This window comes from Halogeometricum sp. S1BR25-6, from assembly GCF_031624495.1.
Taxonomy (GTDB): Archaea; Halobacteriota; Halobacteria; order Halobacteriales; family Haloferacaceae; genus Halogeometricum; species Halogeometricum salsisoli.
In genome coordinates, this window is sequence record NZ_JAMQOP010000002.1 from 528,821 (window position 1) to 553,304 (window position 24,484).

23 protein-coding genes and 1 tRNA gene are annotated in these 24,484 nt (G+C 66.4%); 5 read left to right on the forward strand and 19 right to left on the reverse strand.

The annotated features are described in order from the left end of the window. Positions 1-182: 182 nt before the first annotated feature. Positions 183-410 carry a DUF8029 family protein gene (locus tag NDI76_RS12775; protein WP_310924466.1) on the forward strand — a complete coding sequence of 76 codons (228 nt, stop codon included), beginning with the start codon at positions 183-185 and terminating at the stop codon, positions 408-410. Positions 411-559: 149 nt separating this feature from the next. Here NDI76_RS12775 and NDI76_RS12780 read toward each other — a convergent pair whose 3' ends face one another. The 5 genes from NDI76_RS12780 to trpD form a co-directional block, all read right to left on the reverse strand. Continuing rightward, a complete protein-coding gene (locus NDI76_RS12780) occupies positions 560-1,102 on the reverse strand; it encodes a metal-dependent hydrolase (RefSeq protein ID WP_310924467.1) in 543 nt (180 codons plus the stop codon). A gap of 99 nt (positions 1,103-1,201) precedes the next feature. Next, complete coding sequence (trpG, locus tag NDI76_RS12785) at positions 1,202-1,894, reverse strand: anthranilate synthase component II (RefSeq protein WP_310924468.1); 693 nt, start codon at positions 1,892-1,894, stop codon at positions 1,202-1,204. After that, positions 1,891-3,540, reverse strand: a complete 1,650-nt coding sequence (gene trpE / locus NDI76_RS12790) for an anthranilate synthase component I (RefSeq protein ID WP_425498365.1) — start codon at positions 3,538-3,540, stop codon at positions 1,891-1,893. The genes trpG and trpE overlap by 4 nt, the downstream gene beginning before the upstream one ends. After that, entirely contained in the window at positions 3,537-4,196 is a 660-nt protein-coding gene (locus tag NDI76_RS12795; RefSeq protein WP_310924469.1) for a phosphoribosylanthranilate isomerase, read from the reverse strand. Before NDI76_RS12795 ends, trpE begins: the two co-directional genes overlap by 4 nt. A 1-nt stretch (position 4,197) precedes the next feature. Then, entirely contained in the window at positions 4,198-5,232 is a 1,035-nt protein-coding gene (trpD, locus tag NDI76_RS12800; protein WP_310924470.1) for an anthranilate phosphoribosyltransferase, read from the reverse strand. A 236-nt stretch (positions 5,233-5,468) separates the two neighbouring features. Between trpD and NDI76_RS12805 the strand changes: the two genes are divergently transcribed. Then, positions 5,469-5,543: transfer RNA gene (locus tag NDI76_RS12805), tRNA-Val, on the forward strand. 339 nt (positions 5,544-5,882) lie between these two features. Here NDI76_RS12805 and NDI76_RS12810 read toward each other — a convergent pair. The 3 genes from NDI76_RS12810 to NDI76_RS12820 form a co-directional block, all read right to left on the reverse strand. After that, positions 5,883-7,316 carry a midas domain-containing protein gene (locus NDI76_RS12810; protein WP_310924471.1) on the reverse strand — a complete coding sequence of 478 codons (1,434 nt, stop codon included), beginning with the start codon at positions 7,314-7,316 and terminating at the stop codon, positions 5,883-5,885. A 116-nt stretch (positions 7,317-7,432) separates the two neighbouring features. Then, positions 7,433-7,750 carry a DUF7344 domain-containing protein gene (locus NDI76_RS12815; RefSeq protein WP_310924472.1) on the reverse strand — a complete coding sequence of 106 codons (318 nt, stop codon included), beginning with the start codon at positions 7,748-7,750 and terminating at the stop codon, positions 7,433-7,435. 83 nt (positions 7,751-7,833) lie between these two features. After that, positions 7,834-8,082: a DUF8151 family protein gene (locus NDI76_RS12820; RefSeq protein ID WP_310924473.1), complete on the reverse strand. Its 249-nt coding sequence runs from the start codon at positions 8,080-8,082 to the stop codon at positions 7,834-7,836. Positions 8,083-8,286: 204 nt separating this feature from the next. Here NDI76_RS12820 and NDI76_RS12825 point away from each other — a divergent pair, with 204 nt between their 5' ends. Next, entirely contained in the window at positions 8,287-9,429 is a 1,143-nt protein-coding gene (locus NDI76_RS12825) for a CBS domain-containing protein (protein WP_310924474.1), read from the forward strand. A 95-nt stretch (positions 9,430-9,524) separates the two neighbouring features. Here the strand turns inward: NDI76_RS12825 and NDI76_RS12830 are convergent, their stop codons facing one another. Beyond that, positions 9,525-10,622 carry a YihY/virulence factor BrkB family protein gene (locus NDI76_RS12830; RefSeq protein WP_310924475.1) on the reverse strand — a complete coding sequence of 366 codons (1,098 nt, stop codon included), beginning with the start codon at positions 10,620-10,622 and terminating at the stop codon, positions 9,525-9,527. 98 nt (positions 10,623-10,720) lie between these two features. Further along, a complete protein-coding gene (radB, locus tag NDI76_RS12835; protein WP_310924476.1) occupies positions 10,721-11,419 on the reverse strand; it encodes a DNA repair and recombination protein RadB in 699 nt (232 codons plus the stop codon). 153 nt (positions 11,420-11,572) lie between these two features. Between radB and NDI76_RS12840 the strand changes: the two genes are divergently transcribed. Beyond that, the gene (locus NDI76_RS12840; RefSeq protein WP_310924477.1) at positions 11,573-12,433 is read left to right on the forward strand and encodes a hypothetical protein; all 861 of its coding nucleotides are present in this window, start codon (positions 11,573-11,575) and stop codon (positions 12,431-12,433) included. An 85-nt stretch (positions 12,434-12,518) separates the two neighbouring features. On the opposite strand, the gene NDI76_RS12845 is transcribed toward NDI76_RS12840, so the two are convergent. Further along, on the reverse strand, positions 12,519-13,016 hold the full coding sequence (locus tag NDI76_RS12845) for a YciE/YciF ferroxidase family protein (protein WP_310924478.1): 498 nt from the start codon (positions 13,014-13,016) through the stop codon (positions 12,519-12,521). Positions 13,017-13,139: 123 nt separating this feature from the next. After that, the gene (larC, locus tag NDI76_RS12850; protein ID WP_310924479.1) at positions 13,140-14,480 is read right to left on the reverse strand and encodes a nickel pincer cofactor biosynthesis protein LarC; all 1,341 of its coding nucleotides are present in this window, start codon (positions 14,478-14,480) and stop codon (positions 13,140-13,142) included. A 192-nt stretch (positions 14,481-14,672) separates the two neighbouring features. On the opposite strand from larC, the gene NDI76_RS12855 reads away from it, so the two are divergent. Beyond that, positions 14,673-16,898: a CDC48 family AAA ATPase gene (locus NDI76_RS12855; RefSeq protein WP_310924480.1), complete on the forward strand. Its 2,226-nt coding sequence runs from the start codon at positions 14,673-14,675 to the stop codon at positions 16,896-16,898. A gap of 60 nt (positions 16,899-16,958) precedes the next feature. Here the strand turns inward: NDI76_RS12855 and NDI76_RS12860 are convergent, their stop codons facing one another. The 7 genes from NDI76_RS12860 to NDI76_RS12890 form a co-directional block, all read right to left on the reverse strand. Then, entirely contained in the window at positions 16,959-17,384 is a 426-nt protein-coding gene (locus NDI76_RS12860; protein WP_310924481.1) for an EamA family transporter, read from the reverse strand. A gap of 137 nt (positions 17,385-17,521) precedes the next feature. Then, a complete protein-coding gene (gene phoU / locus NDI76_RS12865; protein WP_310924482.1) occupies positions 17,522-18,199 on the reverse strand; it encodes a phosphate signaling complex protein PhoU in 678 nt (225 codons plus the stop codon). A 107-nt stretch (positions 18,200-18,306) separates the two neighbouring features. Further along, positions 18,307-19,221: a phosphate ABC transporter ATP-binding protein PstB gene (gene pstB, locus NDI76_RS12870; protein WP_310924483.1), complete on the reverse strand. Its 915-nt coding sequence runs from the start codon at positions 19,219-19,221 to the stop codon at positions 18,307-18,309. Continuing rightward, complete coding sequence (gene pstA / locus NDI76_RS12875; RefSeq protein ID WP_310924484.1) at positions 19,218-20,858, reverse strand: phosphate ABC transporter permease PstA; 1,641 nt, start codon at positions 20,856-20,858, stop codon at positions 19,218-19,220. The genes pstB and pstA overlap by 4 nt, the downstream gene beginning before the upstream one ends. Next, positions 20,859-21,914 carry a phosphate ABC transporter permease subunit PstC gene (pstC, locus tag NDI76_RS12880; RefSeq protein ID WP_310924485.1) on the reverse strand — a complete coding sequence of 352 codons (1,056 nt, stop codon included), beginning with the start codon at positions 21,912-21,914 and terminating at the stop codon, positions 20,859-20,861. It abuts the gene before it with no gap. Then, positions 21,914-23,011, reverse strand: coding sequence for a PstS family phosphate ABC transporter substrate-binding protein (locus NDI76_RS12885; RefSeq protein WP_310924486.1), 1,098 nt, complete (start codon positions 23,009-23,011; stop codon positions 21,914-21,916). The genes pstC and NDI76_RS12885 overlap by 1 nt, the downstream gene beginning before the upstream one ends. A gap of 216 nt (positions 23,012-23,227) precedes the next feature. After that, a complete protein-coding gene (locus NDI76_RS12890; protein ID WP_310924487.1) occupies positions 23,228-24,376 on the reverse strand; it encodes a PstS family phosphate ABC transporter substrate-binding protein in 1,149 nt (382 codons plus the stop codon). Positions 24,377-24,484: the final 108 nt, after the last annotated feature.

Sequence of the window (24,484 nt, forward strand, 5' to 3'; positions counted from 1 at the left end):
CACCCTCCGGGCTCGAGAGAACTACCAGAAGCAATATGGTTTCGAAACCGACGGTCCGCGAGCCCTCTCACGCCGCGTTTCGAGGTCGAGATGCGGGTCCCGCTTGGGGGCGAGACCGTCCGGGGCCGTCGGGAGGATTTCTATCCCACAAGGTTATACTCTGCGAGGTTGATAGTTCACGTATGCACTTCGCACTCGGCAGCGCTCTGGGGGCGCTGCTCACCCTCCCGATGCAACTCGGCGGACTGCTGGAAACGCAACTCGGACAGGCGTTCGTCGCCGTCGTCGCCCTGGCCGTCGTCGTCGTCGTCGGCCGCATCGTCCTCAACATCGCGTGGCGCCTCGTGACCATCGCGGCCCTCGTCATCGGCGTGTTGCTGCTGCTCTCCTTTTTCGGTATGGGCATCTGAGGCGGCCTCGGCAGGAGTCGGGCCGCCGGAGACTCCCGTTCCTCGTTCGACGCGAGCGGCGGCGGCAGGACTAACTGAAGGCGGCGGTGGACCGATGGGTCGGTTTCGTTCGACGCTCGGTAGAAGAGAGCGGTGTGACGCGCGAGAACTCAGGCGGCGACCGCGGAATCGTCGTCGTCCGCCTGCCACCAGATGACGCCCGCGAGCGCCAGACCGCTGAGGAACAGCCCCCAGTTGACGACCGGGTCGTTGTAGTAGAACACGTCGACGGTGACGATTTTGGTCTCGACGAACGGCCAGAACGGTTCGACCTGCGGGGCGATGTCCGGCGCGGACAGCATGTCGGCGAACAGGTGGCTGAGACCGCCGACGAACACCGCGCCGATGGCGTAGACGTACGAACTGCCCGCGGGCGGGACGAGGTAGTCGCCGTCGAACCGCGGAACGACCCACTTCGCCAGGATGGCGCCGATGACTATCGAGGCGGCGGCGACGAAGACGATGGTGTGGACGACGCCGTGGTGGTTGACCGTCTGGAACGCCTTCGACAGCCAGAGATCGATGTCGGGTAGCAGCGAGAACGGCGCGCCGAGGGCGACGAACCCGAGCGCCGTCTTCCCGTCGTAGGCGAGCCAGCTTACGATGGCGAGCCAGATCAGTCCCATTCCGAGGTGTCCGATGATGTCGACCATGGTGACGTACATACGAGTCAAAAAGTTGTATCTGGTGGCCCTTCGAGAGACGGACGCCCGGGGTCGGGCGAGAGGAGACCGGACGCGTCGCCGTCGCACTCAGGCGACGACGCGTTCGTCTCCGACGACGGTCGCTAGGAAGTTCCGCATCACGTCGTGGCCGACGCCCGTCAGCACCGACTCGGGGTGGAACTGCACCGCCTCGATGGGGAACTCGCGGTGGCGCACCCCCATCACGAGTTCCGTCCCATCGTCGGACTCGCTTTCGCCGGCCCCGTGGACCGTCGTGGCCGACACCTCGAAGCAGTCGGGCACTTCGGTGGCGACCAGCGAGTGGTAGCGGCCGGCCTGGAACCCTTGTTCTAACCCTCGAAACACGCCGCGGCCGTCGTGGTCGACCGGAGAGGCCTTGCCGTGGACGGGGTCGGGGGCGTGGCCGACGCTGCCGCCGTAGGCGTACACCGCGGCTTCGAGGCCGAGACACACCCCGAGCGTCGGGACGGACTCGGAGAGCGTCGTCAGCACCTCGTTCGTCACGCCGACGTCGCGGTCGTTCTTCGGGTGTCCCGGACCCGGACTGACGACGAGGGCGTCCGGATCGAGACCGCGAATCTCGTCGAGCGACGCCGTGTTCTTTCGGACGAGCACCTCCACCGGCTCACCGGACGACGTCCGGTTGCTCGACGGGCTTCGCCCGTCGGTGTCGCCGTCCACCCGCTGTTCGGAGAGATACTCCACGAGGTTGTACGTGAACGAGTCGAAGTTGTCGACGACGACGACGCGGAGGCTCATCGGCGGGCCTCCTCGGGGGCGGCCTCCGAATCGTCTTCGCCGCCGGTACCGTCCGCGGGCGTCCGCTCGATTCGCTCGACGGCGGCGAGGACGCCGCCCATCTTCTGCTCCGTCTCCTCGTACTCGGCGGCCGGGTCGCTGTCGGCAACGAGGCCGGCGCCCGCGCGGACCGAGATGGTGTCCTCCTCTCCCGAGCGGTCGACCGTCGCGGTGCGGATGACGATGGCGAAGTCGGCGTCGCCGGACCACGAGTAGTAGCCGACGCCGCCGCCGTACATTCCTCTAGGAGTGAGTTCCAACTCGTCAATTATCTCCATCGCGCGCACCTTCGGCGCGCCGGTGAGCGTCCCGGCGGGGAACGTCGCGCGCGTCGCGTCGAACGAATCCTTGCCGGCCGCGAGCGTTCCCGTCACCGTGGACTCGATGTGCTGGACGTGGCTGTACTTCAGGACGTTCATGAACTCCTCGACGCGGACGCTGCCCGCCTCGCTCACCCGGCGGACGTCGTTGCGCGCGAGGTCGACGAGCATCGTGTGCTCGGCGCGTTCCTTCCCGTCGGCGAGCATCTCGCCCGCGAGGCGGCGGTCTTCGACGGGACTCGTCCCGCGTTCGCAGGTGCCCGCGATGGGGTTCGAGACGACCCGGTCGCCGTGGACGGAGACGAGCGTCTCCGGACTCGCACCGACGATGTGCCGGTCGTCGTGGCGGAGCAGGTACATGTACGGCGAGGGGTTCACGGTCCGGAGCGCCTCGTACAGACCCATCGGGTCCACCGCCCCGCGGAGTTCGCGGACGCGGGAGATGACGCCCTGGTAGATGTCGCCGTCGAGGACGCGCTCTTTCGTCTCGCGGACGGCCGCCTCGTACTCGTCTCTGGGGCCGGCCGTCTCGCCCGTGCGGACGAAGCCGCCGGTGTCGGGGGCCTCCGCCGCTCGCAGGGTCGCGACGACGTCTCGGGCCTCCGCGAGCAGTTCGTCGTACACCTCGCCCGCGTCGTCGTCCGGGCCGACGACGGGCGTGCAGACGAGCGTCGCCGTCCCTTCGGCGTGGTCGAACGACAGGGTGCGCGTCGTGAGGACGAACTCCGCGTCCGGGGTGTCCGTCTCGGGACGGTCGACGCCCACCTCTTCGAGCCAGAGGTCGTAGACGGCCTCGTAGGCGAGGAAGCCGACCAGACCACCGCGCAGGCGCTGTCGGTCGTCGTCCGGGAAGCCGACGCGCGGGAGGTCCGGGAGCGCCCCGCGGAGTCGGTCCAGCACGTCGCCGTCGCCGGGGTCGAGATAGCGTGCGGCGCGGCCGCCGAGCGACTTGACCGAAGTGCCGTCGGGGCCGACGGTGACGACGGCCTCGGGGTCGTAGCCGACGAACGAGTAGCGGGCGTGTCGGTCCGCCGTCGCGTGGTCCGGCGCGAACGCGCCGTCGGGGTCGCTGGAGGCGGTCTTCTCGGCGCTCTCTAAGAGAAAGCCGTAGTCGCTGCGGTCCGCGAGCGCCGCGTACGCCGTCATCGGCGTCGTCGCCGGCAGGTCGGCGGTGACGTGCGCGACGACCGGACGCTCCTCGTCGTCGAGGAGCGAGACGAACTCCGCGCGCGAGAGCGACAGCGAGGCGTCGACGTCAGCGTCGGCGACCCCGTCCGCGCGCGTCACGTCCGCACCTCCGCGGCGTCGGCGGCCGCGGCCTTGGCGTTCTCGACGAACGCCCGCACGGCGTCGGGGTCCTTCACGCCGCCCTCGGACTCGACGCCACTGGCCACATCGACGGCGTAGGGGTCGACCGTCTCGATGGCCTCTGCGACGTTGTCGGGCGTCAATCCACCCGCGAGAATCACCGGCGCGTCGAGCGTCGAAGCCACTTTGGCCGTCTGCTGCCAGTCGTGCGTCTCGCCGGTGCCGCCCGCGCCCTCCTCGCTCACGGAGTCGACGACGACGCCGTCGACGGCCGCGTCGATGGCGCGGGCTCGCTGCGGTTCCTCGGCGTCGACGACGGCGACGACGCAGGCGTCCACCGCGGCGCGGACGGCGCGGTACTCTTCGGCATCGAACTCGCCGTGAATCTGGAGTACGTCGGGTTTCACTCGGTTGCCGACGTCGATGGCCTCGCTGGGCGTCTCCGGCATGGTGACGTGCGTGGCCGAGAGGAACGGCGAGGCGGTGGCGGCGAGTTCGGCCGCCCGGACGAGCGACAGTTCGCGCGGCGTGTCCACGGGGACGCCGGCGATGAAGCCGACGGCGTCCGCGCCCGCCTCCTCGACGACGCGCAGGTCCTCCTCGCGCGTGACGCCGCAAATCTTCACCCGGACCATCTCAGACCTCCGCCGACTCCGCGTCGGGAGCCTCCTCGGTACCGCAGAGGGCCGCGAACGTCTCGGCGGCCGCCCCGGAGTCGATGGCCTCGGCGGCGCGTTCGACGCCAGCCTCGATGCTGTCTGTGAGTCCCGCGACGTATATCGCCGCCCCGGCGTTGGCGAGGATGATGTCCCGCTTCGGTCCCGTTACGTCGCCGGTGACGATGCCGCGGAGGTCCTTGGCGTTCTCCTGCGGCGTGCCGCCCGCCACTTCCGAGACGGGCGCCGGGTCGAGACCGATGTCCTCCGGGGAGAGCGTGTACTCCTTGATCTCCTCCCCTCTGACTTCGGCGACGAGCGTCTCATCGTGGAGCGCGATTTCGTCCATGCCGGAGCCGTGGACGACGAGGGCGCGTTCGACGGACATCTTCGTCAGCGCGCGGGCGAGCACCGGAACGAGGTCCGGGTCGTAGACGCCGACGACCTGCGCTTGCGCGCCCGCGGGGTTCGTCAGAGGTCCGAGCACGTTGAAGACCGTCCGCATGCCGAGTTCCTTCCGCGGGCCGATGACGGCCTTCATCGCGGGGTGGAATACCGTCGCGAGCATGAAGCCGATGCCGTCACGGTCGATTGCGGCCTCGACGGCCGCTGGTTCGGCCTCCACGTCGGCGCCGGCGACTTCGAGCACGTCGGCGCTCCCCGACGAGGAGGACACCGAGTAGTTGCCGTGTTTGGCGACGGCCGCGCCCGCCCCGGCGGCGACGATGGCGCTGGTCGTCGAGACGTTGATGGTGTCGTAGTCGTCGCCGCCGGTGCCGCAGGTGTCCACCAGCGGCGTCCGCTCCGGCGAGATGGTTCGCGCGGCGTCACGCATCCCCTGCGCGAACCCCGCTATCTCCGCCTCCGTCTCGCCCTTCGCCCGTAGCGCGGCCAGCAGCGCGCCGATTTGCGCGTCCGTCGCGCCCTCGAAGACGGCGCTGGCGGCCTCGCGGGCCTCTTCCTGCGTCAGGTCCGTTCCCTCCGTCGCGCGTTCGATGTATGTTTGAAGCGTCATTGTGAGACACCGATGTACGTGTTCGGGTTATGATGTACAAATAAGTACACCAGCATAAGGCTGTCGGGGCGGGACTGGAGCGACGGGAGGGCCGACGTTCGATGAGTCCCGAAAGCGCGTCGCGTCCCCGCGCCGTCCCTCGGAATCGAGCGACTCCGCTCCGATTCGCAACCCTTAATTGTATCCCCGGAAAACGAGGTAATGCGCTCAGACGGGCGCACTGCACGCAGCACACCGGGTTGGTGGTCTAGTCTGGTTATGACACCTCCTTGACATGGAGGAGGCCGGCAGTTCAAATCTGCCCCAACCCACTCACTTTTCCAAGCGAACTACACGGTGAACATCCCGTGTGTTCGCCACTCGCAAGCCGGATACGTTAGTTCCGCAGAGTAGCTTCGAACCGACGGACACCGTGAGCGATGCGAGTGAGGCTCACAACCCGCCCTCCCTACTCTGATCCCTCGCAACGACGAGCGGAGCCGTCGACTCCGCAGTCGTCTCGACGCTGTTCGGTACGAGTCTTCGACTGGGCGCACGCGTCGCTTACAGTTCGCGCCGAGAGACAGCGCCGACGCGATTCGGCGAATCGCTCCGACTACCAGAAGAAAGCACGTCGGCGCGGGTTCGCTCGCTTTCTGAGGTAAGCCCGGCTATCCGAGGAAACCCGCGTTTCCGTTCCCGTTCCCGTTCGTGTTTCCGTTTCCGTTTGCTTCACCGTTCGGCGGTGAGCCGCCCCCGTCGGACTCGTTCGAGGCCGCCTCGTCGGCGTTGTCGTTCGGTTCCGGACCGTCCTCGTCGTCGCCGAGACCGAGGGCGGTTTCGACGAGTCCGCCCTCGTCACCGTCCTTCGCCGGGGGCGCCGCTTCGGCGTTCGGTTCGCTGTCTTCGGTCGCCTCCTCCGTCGCCGTCGGTTCATCAGTCGGCGCTTCGGTCGCTGTGGCAGTTTCCGTCTCGGTGCTGGTCTCCGTCCGAGTCGGGGTCGCGGATTCGGTCGGCGTGGCTGTCGGCTCGTCGGTTGGCGTGGCTGTCGGTTCGTCGGTTGGCGTGGCTGTCGGTTCGCCGGTCGGCGTGGCTGTCGGCTCGTCGGTTGGCGTGGCTGTCGGCTCGTCGGTTGGCGTGGCTGTCGGCTCGTCGGTCGGCGTGGCTGTCGGCTCGTCGGTCGATTCAGCCGTTTCCGTCTCGCGACGCGTCTCGGTCTGCGTCGGGTTCTGCGCTCGGTCCGCGTCGCCGGCTATCGCCGCCGCAGTCGTCAGCAGCGCCGACAGAGCGCCGTCGTCTCCTTCGGTCTCCGTCGGCGCGTCGGTATCGGTCGGTGCCTCGGTCTCCGTTTCGCCGTTCTCGTCGTCGGCGTTCGGTTCGTCCGAGTCCGAATTCGAGTTCGAGTCCGCGTTCGGTTCGTCTTCGTTCTCGTCGGCGTTCTCCGGTGCGTCCGTTTCGGTGTCGGTTTCGGCAGCCGTGTCGGTTGCCGTCTCGGATTCCGCGTCCGCATCGGCGTTCGGGTCGTCCTCGTCGTCGGACTCCGCGTCGACCGCGGCCGAGGCGTTCGCGCCCGCGTCGGTGGGCGTCTCGGTCTCCGTGTCGGTCACGGTATCGGTCGCCGTGTCCGTATCGGTCGCGGTATCGGTTGCCGTGTCCGTGTCGGTATTCGATTCGTCCGAGTCGTCCGAGTCGTCGTCCGCATTCTCGGAATCGTCGGAGTCGGCGTTCGCGCCGTCGGAGCTATCGTCCGAGTCCGAGTCCGAGTTCGAGTCCGAATCCGAATCGGCGTTCGGCTCGTTCGAGTCGCTCGAATCCGACTCCGCGTTCGGTTCGTCAGAGTCCGAATTCGAATTCGAGTTCGAGTCCGCGTTCGGTTCGTTTTCGTCCGCGTCGGCGTTCGGCGGCGCGTCCGTCGGGGTGGCCATGTCGGTCGAATCGCCGCCGTCGTCGGTGGTCGCGTCAGGCGAGACGCTGGACCCGTCCGGGGTCTGCGCGCTCTCTACCTCCGACACGATTTCGCCGGACGGTGACTCCGACGGGCCCACGCCGATACAGCCGGTCGTGACGAAGATGAGTACGACTCCGAGTACTATCAGCCGGGACATTCTGTGTTGAACGCACTCCGCCGCGGAACAAATAATCCAATTAAATATTCCGTGAAATAATAGACGCTAGACCTGACTTTTCGCCGTCACGAGGCGGACGTGGCCCCAATCGTCGCTCAGACGAGAGGTTCGAGTTCCTCGATGCGGTCGCCGGGAGCGACGACTTCGTCGGCGTAATCGTAGCTGACGACGTCGGCGGCGGCCAGCCTCGGGATGTCGGTGTGTCCGAGAGCGACGCGAACGTTGCGATGGGCGTCCGCGGACGACCCCTGTGTCGACTCCTCGCGCGCGTCGTCGACGACTTCCTCGACGACCCGGGAGAGCGGTTGGGCGCCGTCCGCGATGAGCGTGCGGATGAGGCTCCGTCGGCGCTCGTTCGACGCGAACTCGTACGCCTCGTCTTTCGAGAGCGTGGCCGGGTCGTAGCTGTCCATACTCTATCTTACGGTCCCGGACGGGTATTAGTTTCTCTTCTAAAAAATTCGTAATTTACTCCGTTCCGGGTCAACCGTTCGCGCTACGCGTCCGAACCGAGGAGTTCCGCCACGCGCGGTCGGAACTGGTCGGTCGCGAGCAGGTACGCGAAGCCGAAGGCGACGGCGCCCATCACGGCCGCCCACGCGCCGAGTCCGAGTTGCCCGCCCTCGACCATCGACAGCGCGAATCGCTCGGCGTAGATGCCGACACCCGACAGCAGGACGGTTCCGATGCCGAACAACAGTACCTCGACGAGTTCAGGAACCAACGCGAGTAGTCCGTTTGCCATACCGGTGAAGATGCACCGTCCGTTGAGTCCTTTTCGGTCCGGTCGGTCCGGGTCAGAAGCGCGTGTACTGACGTCCAAGACCACGTACGCGCCGCGAATACCCATTTGGTCCGGGCGGCAGCGTGCGACGCCTGTCGACCGGGAACCAGCGCGAACCTTCAAGACCGGGGGAGGAGTACGTTAATGATGGAGGTTACTCGGACTATGGATATTGCTGATATTGCCACTCCCGATTTCGTCGAGGTTGATGCAAACAAACGGCTGGGTAAAGTCCGGTCCATCTTCGAGCGCGAGAACTCTCGCGGCATCGTCGTGACCGAGGACGGGGACTACGCCGGCGTTATCGGCGAGAAACAGCTCGTCCGGTCCCGCATGGAGGACGATACCAAGGCGTCGGCCGTGATGAAGTCCGCGCCCCGTATCGACCGCCACGAAGACATCCGAGAGGCCGCCCGGATGCTCGTCGAGGGGGACACCCGAATCGCACCCGTCTACGAGGGCGAGAAACTGTACGGCATCATCACGGGGAACGACATCCTCGAAGCGGTGCTTGAGAACCTCGACGCCATCACCGTCGACGACATCCTGACCGAAGACGTCGTCACCATCGGCGAGAAGTCTCACGTCGGACAGGCCATCAATCTCCTGCGCGAGAACGGCGTCTCGCGGCTGCCCGTCATCGACGACGACGGAAAGCTCGCCGGCGTGCTGACCACGCACGACATCATCGAGTTCTCGGTGCGCAACACCGACCGACAGGGTCGCGGCGACCGCCGCGGCGACATCGACCGGATGCTCGACCTACCCGTCTACGACCTGATGTCCTCTCCCGTCATCGCCGCCTCGCCCGGCGAAACGGTTCGGGAGGCCGTCGAGCGGATGTTCGAGAACGACATCGAGGGACTGGTCGTGACGCCGACCGAGAGCGACAGCGAGGTGCTCGGCATCGTCACGAAGACGGACGTGCTCCGCGCCCTGACGTTCACCGAGGAGGAGCGCATGGACGTACAGATCACCAACATCGGTCTCCTGGAGACGCTCACCCGCGACGAGGTGGTCGACTCCATCACGAAGGTGGTCGACAAGTACCAGCAGATGCAGGTGCACCACGCGCACGTGCGCTTCCACGAGCACAAGGAGAAGCTCCGCGGAACGCCCCTCATCCAGTCGCAGGTGCGCCTCCGCACCAGCCACGGACAGGTGGCCGGCAGCGGCGAGGGCTACGGCTCCGAACACGCCTTCCACGTCGCGCTGGACAAACTCGAACGCAACGTGCTCGAACTGAAGGGCGTCAACGCCGACGAGAAGTACCAGGGACAGGTCATGCGGAAGCTCGGCGACCTGTAATCGGACCCGCCTCGACGGAACTCGACCACATTTTCTCCCCGGTCCGACTCGCCAGCGACGGCCTCGAAACGCGACCCCTCCCGAACCGCCGCCGCTCAGTCCGACCCGGCCTCGAGGGGTGCGTCGTCGCGCACCGCGTCGGCGCGGGGCGCCTCCGTCCGCCACTCACAGCGGACGACCAACTCCTCGCCGTCGTCCGTGCGGGTGGTGTGCTCCGTCACCTCCACCGTCCTCTCGGGGCGCATCTCACGAACGTCCCCCTCGTCGTCGAGCGTCGACCGGGACGTCTCGTAGTGCCCCGTGGTTCGCGCTCTGAGTTCCTGCAGGTAGTCGTCAAACTCGTCGCGGGTCATGGACTCCTCTCGCTCCGTCTCCCAACTGGTCGCGCCTGTTCCGACTCCGCCCGGCGTCCCGGTGGCGTAGCCGCCCACAACCGCGTTGATGACCGCGCCGAGGAGGAGAACGATGCCCGAGAAGTACAGCCACGTGACGACGACGATGACGCCGCCGAAGAAGCTCCCCGACCCGCCGCCTTTGAACGTGAGATAGACCTGAAACAGCGCCTGCAGGGCGGCCCACCCGACCGCCGAGAAGACGACTCCGGGGAGCACGTTCCGCCAGTCGACGTCCGTATCCGGGAACTCGTAGTACATCGGCAGGAACGCGACGACGAGGCCGGCGACGAGTCCAACCGGGAGGAGGTAACCGACGAACGGAATCGCGTCGGCGAACCGGGCGAAGACGGAACTGGCCCCGACGATGGAGACGACGGCGACCACCAACGCGACGAGCACGACCACGCCGTCTTTGAGTTGGTCGACGAAGGAGTTCTCGCCGGTCGTCTCGTATATCTCCGAGAACGCCGTGTCGAGTCCCCGGAATATCTTGAGCGTCCCCCAGAGCAGTGCGACGGTACCGACGAGCGACGCGCCGGCGACGGCCGACTCCCCGCGGAATATCTGCGCGACGATATCGGCGATGGGTCGGGGCAGAGACGTCCGCGCGAGGTCGACGATACGCGCTTCGAGGCCGCCGCCGACGACCGAGACGACGAAGAGGAGGAGCAAAAGCATCGGCGCGAGCGAGACGAAGGCGTTGTAGGCGATGCCCGCCGCCATGAAGGTCACGTTCTTCTCCTTCGTCTCGGTGAGAATCCGCTTACCGGTCTCCGCGATGTGAGATGCGCTGGTCACGAGTCGCCTTCAACCGTGGCCGCCGAGAAAGATACGGCCACGTATCTGTCAGGTGACGGGACGGGTGCCGGGCCGAACGGACGGCCTCCGAGCCGACGCTACAGGTCGGTCGCCGCGAGGCCGCCGTCGGTTATCTCGAACGTTGCCGTCTCGCCGGCCGCCTTCGCGCGGTGTTTCTCCAGCGTCGCGCGGCGGTTGCCGCCGCGGAAGCGGTCGATGCGGAGTACCGCACCGGTCCAGTGTTCGAGCGTGTGGCCGCCGAGCGCGCGGACGCGGTCGGTGTCGGGGTCGGAGAACACCTGATTCGTGATGACAACGGCGAGGTCGTGTTTCCGCGCCAAAGAGAGCAGATGCGTCACCTGCCGGGCGACGCGGCGGAGCGACTCGCCGCCGTCGTCTTTGTCCATCGTGCGTTCGAGGCGGTAGAAGCCCGTCGCGCTGTCGAGGACGACGAGGTCCGCCCGCTCGGCGAACTCGCTGGCGTCGCGAACGGCCTCCTCCTGCTCGTCGAAGTCGTGCGCCTCCGAGACGATGAGCCGGGAGGTCACGTCCTCGATGGACTGGTCGGGGCCGGCGACGTGCTCGGCGAGTTGGCGGAAGCGGTCGACCGAGAGCCCCTCGGTGTCGATGTAGACGACGGTGCCGCCGGCGGCGGCGACGCGGACCGCCGCCGACAGCGCGAGGTTCGTCTTCCCCGCCGCCGGCGGGCCGTACACCTGCGTGACGGTTCCGCGCTCGAACCCGCCCCCCAAGAGGTCGTCGAGCGACCGGCACCCGGTAGTGACTGGGTCGGACACGAGAGGAGGTGGGTCGCGTCCGCCGAAAAACCCCCCGGTCGCCGTCCCGCGTTCCGACGGCGACGGCCGGTCAGCGCGCCGCCCGCACGTTCCCGGCCGGCCGCCCGCCGCGGCGCGACACGCTTTACTCGGTTCCTCTCGAACGTCCGCGGCGTGATAGTCGTCGCCACCGCGGACTTCGAGTTCTACCACGACGTCGTCGGCGAACTCCGCGACCGAGGGGTCGCGTTCACGACGGTCGAACCCGGCGCCGAGTTGCCCGACGGGACGAGCGTGGTCGTGGTCGCCGAGACGGACGACACCGACCTGCCGGACGGCGGCAGCGGCGATAGCGACGGCGGTGGCGGCGACGCGGACGCGGATGCGGACGTCGACGTGGTCGTCGCGCCGACGGACGAGGTCAGGCGCGCCGTCGAGGAGGCCGTCGCCCTCCTCCGCGGCGACGGCGGGCGGACGATAGTGGGCGTCGACCCCGGTACGCGACCCGGCATCGCCGTGCTCGCCGGGGACACCGTCGTCGCGGCGTTTCACGTCCCCCTCGCGGACGCGGTGGCGACGATTCGAGAGGAGGTGGCCGACAGTCCCGACGCCTTGGTCCGCGTCGGCGACGGCGCCCGCCTGCAGGGGGCGACCATCGTGAACGAACTGGAGGACGTGACCGTCGAACTCGTCGACGAGACGGGGACGACCCCCTACCTCGGTACCGGAACCCGCGGCATGGGCGACGTACTCGCGGCGGTGAACATCGCCCGGCGCCGCGGCGAAGCGGTGGACTCCCGGGACATCGAACCCACGCAAGGGGAACTCCAGCGCATCAAGGACCACTCGCGGCGCGTGAGCGAGGACAGCCGCACCATCGACGAGGGACTCGCCCGGCGCGTCGCCGCCGGCGACCTGACCGTCAACGAGGCCTTGGCCGAGCACCGCGAGCGGAGCGGCGACGAGGGGGAACCCGCGGACGCGGAAAGCGGTGCGGACGCGGATACGACGGAAGACGCGGACGCCGACGGCTGAACGGTCGGACGCGCGACGCGTCGAAAGAAGAACGAGGGTGAGAGCGGGTCGGTCGTGGCGGACGGTGCTCGGCGTCGGGAACGGCTTACGCTTCGGACGGAATCTCGCCGTAGTCGTAGCCTTCGCCGAGTTTCGAGAGCTTCTCCAGGGCGTCCTGCTCCTCGCGGAGCGTCTCTTCGAGGGTGTCCGCCGCGTCCTCCATCCCGAGCTGGTCGGCCAGCGGGATGAGGTTGCCGTAGGACGCGATTTCGTAGTGCTCGGACTTCTGACCGGCGGCGACGTTGTACCGCTCGAGCACCTTGTCGTCGGGGTTCTGCTCGGTGAACTCCTCGTGCTCTTCGATCATCGCGTCGACGACGCGGTCCTGCTTGCCCTCGGCCTCCTGACCGAGCGCCTCGAACACCTCTTCGAGGCGCTCGATGTGCGTCCGCGTCTCCTCTCGGTGCTCGGAGAACGCGCTCTGAATCTCCTCGTCCTCCGCGCCGCTCTCGAGTTCTTCGAGCGCGTTTTCGAGCTGTTGCTCGGTGTAGTATATCTTCTGCAGTCCATCCACGAACAGGTCTTCGAGCGAGTCAGCGGACATTGCATTCAGGAACAAGTTCCCGTATTCAATTACCGGACTGGTTGCATATTAATGTGGTTTAAAGGGGCGAGTCGAGATCCTGAGACGCCCGAAAAAGCGCGTGTGAGTACTCGAAGCGCGCGTTTAGTTGGGGAAGGAGACCGCGCTTTCGGCGCGCCGCATCACCTCGCGGACGGGAAGGTCCGTCGCGTCGGCGACGGAGGCGGCGTCGTCGAACTCCGCGCTCCGGTCGTACGTCTCGCCCGTCGCGTCGGCGGCGACTTTCACCGCCACCCGGTAGGTCTCCTCGCCGATTTCGAGTTCCGCCGTCTCGAACGTCCGGTCGGCTATCCAGCGGTGGCCGGCGCCGTGTTCGCGGACGCCCAAGGTGCCGGTTTCGACGGCGAGGCGGTGCGCCACGCGTTCGGCGTCCTCGGGTTTGACCACGACCTTCACGAGGTGACCCGGCCGGGACTTCTTCATCGTCGCCGGGAGTACCGTCACGTCGCGCGCGCCGGCCTCGGTCAGCGTCGACTGGAGGCGTCCCAGCAGTTCGGGTGAGGCGTCGTCGAGGTTCGTCTCCAGGACGGTTATCTCGTCGCGGGAGAGGCGGCCCTCGCCGTCGCCGACGAGGGCGCGGAGGACGTTCGGGTGCTCGGGGAAGTCGTAGCCGCCGGCGCCGTACCCCGAGTCGTCGATTCGGAGGGCGGGGAGCGTCTCGACGCCCTCGGCGACGTGCGCGAGTATCGCCGCGCCCGTCGGCGTCAGCAGTTCCGCCTCGACGGGACCGCCCTTCAGCGACCAGTCGGCGCGTTGTGCGATTTCGACCACCGCGGGCGTCGGGACGGGGTAGGTGCCGTGGGCCATCGATTGCTCGCCGCCGCCCGTCGCGAGGGGGGCGGTGACGACGCGGTCGACCCCGAGGTCCGCGAGGAGGAGGCAGGCGCCGACCACGTCCGCGATGGCGTCGTCCGCACCGACCTCGTGGAAGTGCGTCTCCGTCAGGTCGGTCCCGTGGACCGACGACTCCGCTTCGCCGAGTATCCGAAAGACGGCTTTGGCGTCGCGTTCGACCGACGGGGGGAGGTCCATCGACTCGACAATCTCGACGACTTCCGCGTACGCGCGGTGGGGACCGTGCCCCTCCGCGGGCGTCGCGTGGGCATCGCCGGCGTCGTGGTCGTGACCGTGGGTGTGGTCGTGGTCGTGCCCGTGGGTATGGTCGTGGTCGTGCGTGTGGCCGTGGTCGTCGTTCGGCGACTCGGCGTCTTCCCCGTCGCCGTCCGCCCTGTCCTCGTCGTCCAACAGCACGCGAACGCGGGTCGCCGAGATACCGTTCTTCACCGCCGTCGACGTCTCGTAGCGGACGTCGAGAGCCTCTTCGACGGGGGCGAGGGCGTCGCGGTCGGCACCCGCCGCGAGGAGGGCGGCGAGGATCATGTCGCCGCTGGCACCCATTCGCCCGTCGAACGCGAGTGTACGCATATTCGCGAGGAGGCGGTGGGACGTGAAAGTTCCACGGCATCGATGGACGCGGTCGGTAGGGATTTGTATGTTCCAGCCCGTAGTGTGCTACGGAGTGTCACCCACAGCGAGGCGGGTGCAGAGCGTCCCATCTGGGGAAGGACTTAACCCGCACCGAAAACGAGAAATCAGACATATCCCCGCGATCAAATCATGAACGAAGTGCAACTCGAAGTGGCGAAAGCGTACCCGAACGACTCGGGACGCGGTATCGCCCGTCTTGACCCGGACACGTTGCTTCATCTCAAACTCTCACCGGGCGACATCATCGAGATTGAGGGTGGTGAGACGACGGCAGCGAAGGTGTGGCGCGCAGACCGGCAGGACTGGAACACCGACACGGTCCGCATCGACGGCTTCACTCGGCAGAACGCCGACGTGGGAATCGGCGAACGGGTGACCATCCGGAAGGCGGAGGCGACGAAGGCCGAGAAACTCGTCCTCGCGCCCCCCGAGGAGGCGAGCGTGCAGTTCGGCTCCGACGCCGCCGGAATGGTGAAACGGCAAATTCTCAAACGCCCCGTCGTCGAACGCGACATCGTCCCCGTGATGTCCTCGACGAACCATCCGTTCATGCGGTCGCCGGGCCAGGCGATTCCGCTCATCGCCGTCGAAACCGAACCCGAAGGCGTGTGCCTCGTCACCGAGGACACCGAGGTGGAACTCCGCGAGGAGCCCATCTCCGGGTTCGAGAAAACCGGCGGCGGAATCACCTACGAGGACATCGGCGGTTTACAGGGCGAGATTCAGCGGGTCCGGGAGATGGTCGAACTCCCAATGAAGCACCCGCAGATATTCAAGAAACTCGGCATTGAACCGCCGCAGGGGGTGCTGTTGCACGGCCCGCCGGGCACCGGGAAGACGCTGCTCGCCAAGGCCGTCGCCAACGAGACGTCGGCGAGTTTCTTCTCCATCGCCGGCCCCGAGATCATCTCGAAGTACTACGGCGAGTCCGAACAGCAACTCAGGGAGATATTCGAGGACGCCAAAGAGGAGTCGCCCTCCATCATCTTCATCGACGAACTCGACTCCATCGCCCCGAAGCGCGAGGACGTGACCGGCGAGGTCGAACGCCGCGTCGTCGCGCAGTTGCTGACCATGATGGACGGTCTAGAGACCAGAGGGCAGGTCATCGTCATCGCGGCGACCAACCGCGTCGACTCCGTCGACCCCGCCCTCCGCCGTCCGGGTCGGTTCGACCGCGAGATAGAGATCGGCGTCCCCGACGAAGGCGGCCGCAAGGAGATCCTGCAGATTCACACCCGCGGGATGCCGCTCTCGGACGACGTCTCCCTGGACCACCTCGCCGACGAGACGCACGGCTTCGTCGGCGCCGACATCGAGTCGCTGACGAAGGAGGCGGCGATGAAGGCTCTCAGAAGGTACCTCCCCGAAATCGACTTGGACGAGGAGGATATCCCGCCGAGCCTCATCGACCGCATGATCGTCAAGCGCGACGACTTCGAGGGCGCGCTGACGGAAGTGGAGCCCTCGGCGATGCGCGAGGTGCTCGTCGAACTGCCCAAGATATCGTGGGACGACGTCGGCGGTCTGGAGAGCCCGAAACAGCAGGTCAAAGAGAGCGTCGAGTGGCCCCTCACCTCTCGGGGGAAGTTCGAGCGCATGGGCATCGAACCGCCGAAAGGTGTCCTCCTGTACGGTCCACCGGGGACAGGGAAGACGCTCATGGCGAAGGCCGTCGCCAACGAGACGAACGCGAACTTCATCTCGGTGCGCGGCCCGCAACTGCTGTCGAAGTGGGTCGGGGAGTCGGAGAAGGCCATCCGCCAGACGTTCCGCAAGGCGCGGCAGGTCAGTCCGACCATCATCTTCTTCGACGAGTTGGACAGCCTCGCGCCCGCCCGCGGCAACGAGATGGGTAACAACGTCTCCGAACGGGTCGTCAACCAACTGCTGACCGAGTTGGACGGATTAGAGGAGAACGGCGACGTGATGGTCATCGGGGCGACGAACCGTCCGGACATGATCGACCCGGCGCTCATCCGCTCGGGTCGGTTCGACCGTCTCGTGCTCATCGGCCAACCCGGCGAGGAGGGCCGCGAGCAGATTCTGAAGATCCACACGGATTCGAGTCCGCTCGCGCCCGACGTGAGCCTCCGCGAGATAGCCGAAATCACGGAGGGCTACGTCGGCTCGGACCTCGAATCCATCGGCCGCGAGGCGGCCATCGAGGCCCTCCGGGAGGACGACGACGCCCAAGAGATAGAGATGCGGCACTTCCGCAAGGCGATGGAGTCCGTCCGGCCGACCATCACGGAAGACCTGATGGACTACTACGAGCAGATGCAGGACCAGTTCAAAGGCGGCACCCGCGACCAACTCGACGACAGTCGCGGCGGACGGATCGGGTTCCAGTAACACCCTCCCGCCGTCGCTCTCCGTCTTCGCTACTGCGCTACGCCGACGACGTACGCCCGGCTATCGGGCGACCAAGACGACCCCGAGAACCGCGAACGCGATTCCGGCGAGTCTCGTCGCCGTCACTTTCTCTCCGAAGACGATCATGCCGATGATGGCCGCGACGACGAAGTACATCGCACCGAGCGTGGAGACCGTCGTCGTCGACCCCGCGGAGAGGCCGACGTACATCGAAATGAGGCCGATACCAGTGAACAGACCGGCCACACCGGCGAGAAGCCCTCCTCTCGCGTTGATGGCGAACGACGCGTCCGAAACGATGACGAACCCGAGTGCGAGGAGTCCCGCGACGAGATAGGAGATTGCGGCGGCCGTTCTCGGGTCGATGGATTCCGAAGCGGCGTTGCCGAGGACGACCCAGATTCCCCACGTGACCATCGTAATCGAACCGAAGAAGACAGCCGAACCTATCTGTGGGAAATCCATTGGTATAGTTTCCGTATCGCCACTGAAAAACGTCGCCCTTCAGTAGCGGCGGTCGTTAAGTCGTCTCCGGTCGTCGAGCGGTCGCAGGGCGGAGAGTCCGAATCTGCGAGAAGCCGGCCGCGGAACGTCGGAGGCGACTAGTACAGCAGTTCGTCGTCGTCCTCGGCCATGTACAGCGACCGAGCGGCGATGTTGACCGCGTGGTCGCCGACGCGTTCGAGGTCGCGAATCGTCAGGAGGAGGCGGGAGATGTCGGTCATGTACGCTTCGGCGTCGAGGTCCGCCTCGCCGAAGGGGTCGGCCTCGATGAGGTCGCGGACGACCATCTCGCTGGCCGCCTCGCACATCGCGTCGACCTCGTCGTCGCGGTCCGCGACCGAGCGGCACAGTTCGGCGTCCTCCTCGGCGTACGCCTCCATCGCGGTCTCCAACATGTCCAGCGTCTCGTCGCCGATCTGCTGGATGTCGACCTCGGGGAACACGTCGCGGTCGGCCTCGGTGGCGTACCCCGCGAGGTTCGTCGCGAGGTCGCCGATGCGTTCGAGGTCGGTCGTGATCTTGAACGACGCCGCGATGAAGCGAAGGTCGGAGGCGACCGGTTGCTGGAGGGCGATGAGGTTGATGCACTCCTGTTCGAGGTCGAGGTACATCCGGTTTATCTCGCTGTCGCCCTCGATGACCTGCTGTGCGAGTTCTTCGTCCTTCTGTTCGAGTGCGTCCAGACCCATGCGGAGGCGTTCCGCGACGAGTTCGCTCATGTAGAGCACGTCGTCGCGAAGCGACTCCAGGGAGTTCTGATACTCTTGACGGGGCATGAAACAATCAACGACGGGGGGAGTCATAAGTATTGTCGTCACAATAGACTATATAGATTTGGCTACGGAACCGAATCGGCGACGGAACACGGGAGGCGAACGGAGAACTACCCGAACTTACCCGTGATGTAGTCTTCCACGCGCTGGCTCTCGGGGTTCTCGAATATCTTGTCGGTGTCGTCGTACTCGACGAGGTAGCCGCCGGTGAGGAAGACGGCCGTCTGGTCGGAGATGCGAGCGGCCTGCTGCATGTTGTGCGTGACGACGACGACGGTGTAGTCCTCGGAGAGTTCGACGATGAGGTCCTCTATCTTCGAGGTGGCGACGGGGTCCAGCGCCGAGGCGGGTTCGTCCATCAGGATGACCTCGGGGTCGGTCGCCAGCGCGCGGGCGATGCAGAGACGCTGCTGTTGCCCGCCCGAGAGGCCGATGGCGTTGTCGTCGAGGCGGTCTTTCACCTCGTCCCACAGCGCCGCCTGCTTGAGCGACCGTTCGACCAGCGCCTCCTCCTTCTCGCCGTCGTCGCGGCCGGTGAGGCGCGCGAGCAGTCCGGTGTTGAGGTCGCCGTGCTTCCGGGGTCCGTACGAGATGTTCTTGCGGATCGACTTCGGGAACGGGTTCGGCGACTGGAACACCTGTCCGACGCGCTTTCGCAGTTCCACGAGGTCGACGCCGTCCTGGTAGATTTCGCGGCCGTCGAGCTTCACCGATCCGTCGACGTTGGCCGCCTTGATGCGGTCGTTCATCCGGTTGAGACACCGGAGGAACGTCGACTTCCCGCAACCGGACGGGCCGATGAGCGCCGTGACGCTCTTCTCGGGGATGTCCATCGAGATGTCGTGGAGCGCGTGGTCGTCGCCGTACCAAACGTTGAGGTCCTCGACGGTGAACTTCGGGTCGCCTTCGAACTGGTAGTCGACCCACTCCGATTTGAGCTCCTCGCTCGTCTCGCCGACGACCGTCGTCTGTTCGTTCTCGTTCGCTTCCTCGGCGTTCGGGTTCGCCTGTGTCGTGTTGCTCATTGGTCTAGTTTCCGTCGGAAGTACATCCGCGAGCCGATGCCGACCGCGTAGAAGGACAGGACGACGAGGAGGAGGACGAGCGCCGTCCCCCACGCGAACGATTCGCGCTGTCCGACGCCCGCGGTGATTATCGCGTACAGCTGGTAGGGCAGCGCGCTCGTCGGCTGCAGCAGCGCGCTCGTGTCTATCAACTGCGCGTGGACGAAGGGGAAGTTCGAGACGAAGGAGAACTGCGGGGCGAGCACGTCCGTCGCCCGGGAGGGGAACGGGTCGCTCACCATCACAAGGAGGATGGGCGCCGTCTCGCCCGCGATGCGACCGATGCCGAGGATGACGCCCGTGATGACGCCCGGCATCGCCGCCGGCAGGACGACGCTCTTTATCGTCTCCCACTTGCCGACGCCGAGCGCGGCGCTGGCGTCGCGGTAGTCGTCGGGGACGCTCTTGAGCGCCTCCCGACTCGTGATGACCACCAAGGGGAGCATCATGATGCCGAGCACCAGCATCCCCGAGAGCAGCGAGGTCGTGTTACCGAGCCGCGGGACGAGGAAGGCCAGCCCGAACAGCCCGTAGACGATGCTGGGCGTGCTCCACAGCCCGTTCGTCGATATTTCGACGAGTTGTGTGAACCGGCCGCGTTCGGCGTACTCGGTCAGGAAGATGGCGGCGCCGACGCCCAGCGGGATGGCGAAGGCGACGGCGCCGGCGACGACCCAGACGGTGCCGACGATTGCCGGGAAGATGCCGTTCACGTCGTTCATCAGCGCGACGCCCTCCATGACGAACGGCCAGTAGAACCACACGAGCGGACCGTTGATGACGACGTACTCCTCGATAGGCGGGAAGTAGAACCACGTCAGCGGCTCCCAGAAGAGGCCGAACTGGATGCCGCGGGTCATCGGGGCGAACCCCCTGCTGACGACGTACGCGACGAGGACGACCAGCAGCGAGAGCATGCCGACGGCGTTGGCGCCGATGAGGAGGTACGCCCCCATCTGTCGCCCGCGGGTGCCGAAGCCGCCGTAGGCTTCGGCGCCGACCCACGCGACGAGGACGCCGACGAACAGCGCGAGAACCGGGATGGCGAACGTTCCGGTGTACGTCGCCGACCCGGCTATCGGTTCCCACGTCCACGAGGGAGTGATGAGGCCGGCGAGGAACGTCCCCCCGGTGAGCAGCGCGAGGCCGCCCGCGGGGAGCGTCACGCCGATGTCCTCGGGGGGGAAGACCGTCGCGGCCGCCACGCCGACGCCTCCGAGAAGGGCGAACAGCGGCCACAGTGTCGAAAAGCCGAGCGTCTGCGAGGCGACGAGCCCGGAGACGACGAGGCCGACGAGTCCGAAGACGACCATCGGGAGCGCCCCCGCGGTCACGTCAGGTTTCGTCTGGACGACGCCGGCCCGCGAAGCGACCCCGACGCCGAGGAGCGTGACGCCGACGGCGGCGAACCCGACGCCGAACAGTTCGAAGACGGAGAGACCGACGACGGTGCTCGTCAGTCCGACGACGCCGAAGACGGTCAGGACGCCGGCGACGGCGAGGAGCAAAGAGACCACCGTGGCGGCGCCGGCGACGTACGCCAGCGCCGAGGAGTCCTCGTCGACGAGCGTGTTCGCGGTTTGGGTGTCGAGGCTCATTTATTGTTCACCTCCGAGGCGGCGGCGCATCCGCGCCTCGACGAACTGCGACCCGATACTGAGCGCCAGCACGGTGATGAACAGCACGACCCCCGCGGCGAACAGCGCGCTGAGTTGCGTGCCGGTCGCGATGCCGTACTGGCTGGCGATGAGGCTAGTCAGCGTCTCCGTCCCTTCCCACACGTCGTACAGGGGGTCGGGGAACGCCTGCTGGTGGCCGAGGATGACCGTCGCGGCCATCGTTTCGCCGACGGCGCGGCCGACACCGAGGATGACCGCCGCGGAGATGCCGGAGAAGGCGGCGGGGAAGGTGACGCTCTTTATCGTCTGCCAGTCGCTCGCGCCGAGGGCGAGCGACCCGTCTTTCATCGCGCCGGGGACGCTCGTTATCGCGTCCTCGGCGACGGAGACGACCGTCGGCAGCGCCATGACGCCGATCATGATGCCGGCGACCATGAGGCTACTGAAGTTAGAGAGCTGGAGTTCGTTGTAGAAGTACTCGGTCACGACGACCCAGCCGAGAAAGCCGTAGACGATAGAAGGGATACCGGCCAGCATCTCGACGGCCGGCTTGATTATCTCGCGCGCCCAGCCGGGCGCTATCTCGCTGATAAACAGCGCGCCCGCGACGCCGAGGGGGGCGGCGATAGCCATGGCGATGACCGTCGTCAGAATCGTCCCCCAGATCATCGGCGCCAGCGAGTAGGTGTTCGAGGCCCGCTCCCAGAGCGGTTGGTTCGTCTTCAGGAGGATATCGAGACCCATCGTCTCGAACGCCGGGACCGACCTGACGAAGAGATAGACGGTTATCAGGCCGAGGATGACGATGGTCGACACCGTGGTAAAGAACATCAGCACCGCGGCCGTGTTCTCCTGGTAGGCGTACCAACCGTACGCGACGACGGCGACGAAGGCGACGAGCGGATAGATGGCGTACTGGGCCGCCACGAGGAAGGCGACGAGAACGGCCACCAGCGCCAGTCCGCTGGTCGCGCCGATGAGTCGCGTCCCGCGGTCTATCTCGTCGAACGCTTCGAATCGATTGCCGGTCGACATCAGGCCGTCTCCGGGAGCTTCTCCAGTTGGTTCTGGCGCCGCTCCTCGGTGAGTTTCGCGTAGCCGACCGGTTCGACGAACGTCTGCTGTCCGAAGTCGGAGATGATCATCCGGAGGAACGCCGCCTCCATCTCCGAGGTGTCCTCGTAGGTGTAGCAGTGAAGGTCACGCGCGAGCGGGTAGCTCGGGTCCGAGAGATTCTTTCCCCGCTCGTACACCGTGCCGTCGACGTTGAGTGCGACGGCCGGCACCGAGTCGTCGACGAACGCCAGCGCCATGTACGCGACGGCGTTGTTCGACTTCGAAACCGTCGTCTTCACTTGCTGATTCTGCCCCTTACGCACGTCGACACCGGGAATCTCCGCCTCCGGGTCGCCGAGGAAGTTCGCCCGGAAGGCGGTGTCGGTCCCCGACCCGACCGACCGGCCGATGGCCTGTATCTCCCGGGGTGGGCCCTCGTAGCGGTCTATCTGGGACCAGTTCGTTATCTCGCCTTTGTAGATACCGCGGACCTGCTCGGCGGTGAGTTGCGTCACGCCCGCCTCGTAGATTTCCTGGCTGACGACGATGGGCTGGGCGTCGACGCCGACGACGTGGTTGATGAACTTGTTCAGTTCCTCCTCGGAAGCCTCGGGAAGTTCGGCGTCGACCGGCGCACTGGCGTTCCCAATGTCCAGCTGACCGTTTTTGAGCTTCTCCAGGCCGGTTCCCGAGTGACTCAGCCCGACGCTGACGGTGAACGGCACCGACGACCCCGACCCGGAGTCGAAGCCGTACAGACCGGCCCAGTAGTCCGCGAGATTCTGGTCGGTATCGATGTTGTACTCTTGCGGCCCCCAGTACTCTTCGTCGTCCGCGGGGGGGTTCGAGTTCCAGTACGACCCGGCCTTGTTGGCGATCGGGTACACGGTCGAGGAGCCGCCCGCCTTCAGCAGTTCCGTCGACCCGGACGAGCCACCGTCGCCGCTCCCGTCTGACCCCTCACCGCCTCCGGGAGGCGTCGCACTCGTGCTCACGCACCCCGCCGTCACCACGGAAGCCACGAGTCCGGCGCCACCGGCCAACAGCGAGCGTCGATGGACAGGATACTCAGACATCGACCGTAGGTTTCCGATTCGGGAGTAAATACTCTACTATGATTTCTATATATCCGTACGTACGAGCGGTTCGCGAAAACGGCGGCGGAGTAGAGGGCTCGAGACACCGGCTAGCGGAGAGTCGGGGGACGGGGGTGTATCGCGGGGTACCCTCGGTCTCGAGTGATTCCCGAGACTATAGCGAGTGGGAAGTGGGTATATACCCCAGCTCGTTCACTATTCAGTTTCCGGGAGATTCCCTTGTTCTTCCGACAACCGTTCGTCGGTGAGCGTCACGTAGTTGTTCGATTCGACGAACGTTTGCTGCCCGAAGTCGGAGAGAATCATCCGGAGGAACGCCGCCTCCTTCTTCGAGGTTCCCTCCCAGGTGTACGCGTGGAGGTCCCGGGAGAGGGGGTAGTCCTTGGCGCCGAGATTCTCGCCGTACGTGTAGGTAGTGCCGTCGATGGCGAGCGAGACGGGCGGGACGGACTGCTCGTCGACGAACGCCAGCGCGAGGTACGCGATAGCGTTGTTCGACTTCGACACCAACGTCTTGACCTGCTGGTTCTGCCCTTTCCGGACGTTGACGCCGTTCATCGATGCCTCGGGGTCGCCGAGGACGTTTAGGCGGAACGACGTGTCGGTGCCGGACCCCACGGCGCGACCGACGGCCTGAATCTCCTTGTCCTCTCCGCTGTAGCCGTCGATTTCGGACCAGTTCGTGATCTCTCCCTGGTAGATGCCTCGGAGTTGCTCGATGGTGAGTTTCGTCACGCCCGCGTCGTATATCGCCTTGCTGACGACCACGGGTTGCGCGTCGACGGCGACGACGTGGTTCGTGAACGATTCGAGTTCGCTCTCCGAGGCCTCCGGGAACTCGGCGCTGACCGGCGCACTGGAGTCGCCGATGTCGATCTGTCCCTGTTTGAGTTTCTCCAGACCGACCCCGCTGTGGCTGAGACCGATGCTGGTCGGGAACGGCGGCGACCCATCCTCGCTCGCCTCGAAGCCGTACAGTCCGGCCCAGTAGTCCGCTAGATTCTGGTCGGTGTCGATGTCGTACTGTCCCGGTCCCCAGTACTCCTTGTCGTCGGCGGGCGGGTTCGAGTTCCAGTAGGACCCGGCGAGGTTCGTCACCGGATAGACCGTCGACGACCCGTCGGCCGTCAGCGGCGTCGACGTGTCGCCCGCGCTTCCACTGGACGACTGGGTCGACTGCTGCATCGACTGCTCGGTTCCCTCGCCGCCGGACGTAGCCGACGCCTGTTCGCCGCCCGTGCCGCCGCTGCACCCCGCAAGTCCGGCGAGCCCCGCCGCTCCGGAGGCAACCACGAATTTCCGCCTCGACACACCGTTCGACGCCTTCGATGGGTTCCGCGTCATCACTCGATTCGGGACCGCACACGACTATGTAATCTGCTATGAGATGTATATCTCCTGCTCCGCGTCTGTTGTTGTCACACTATACGGGGGTAACGATCCCAACTCCTC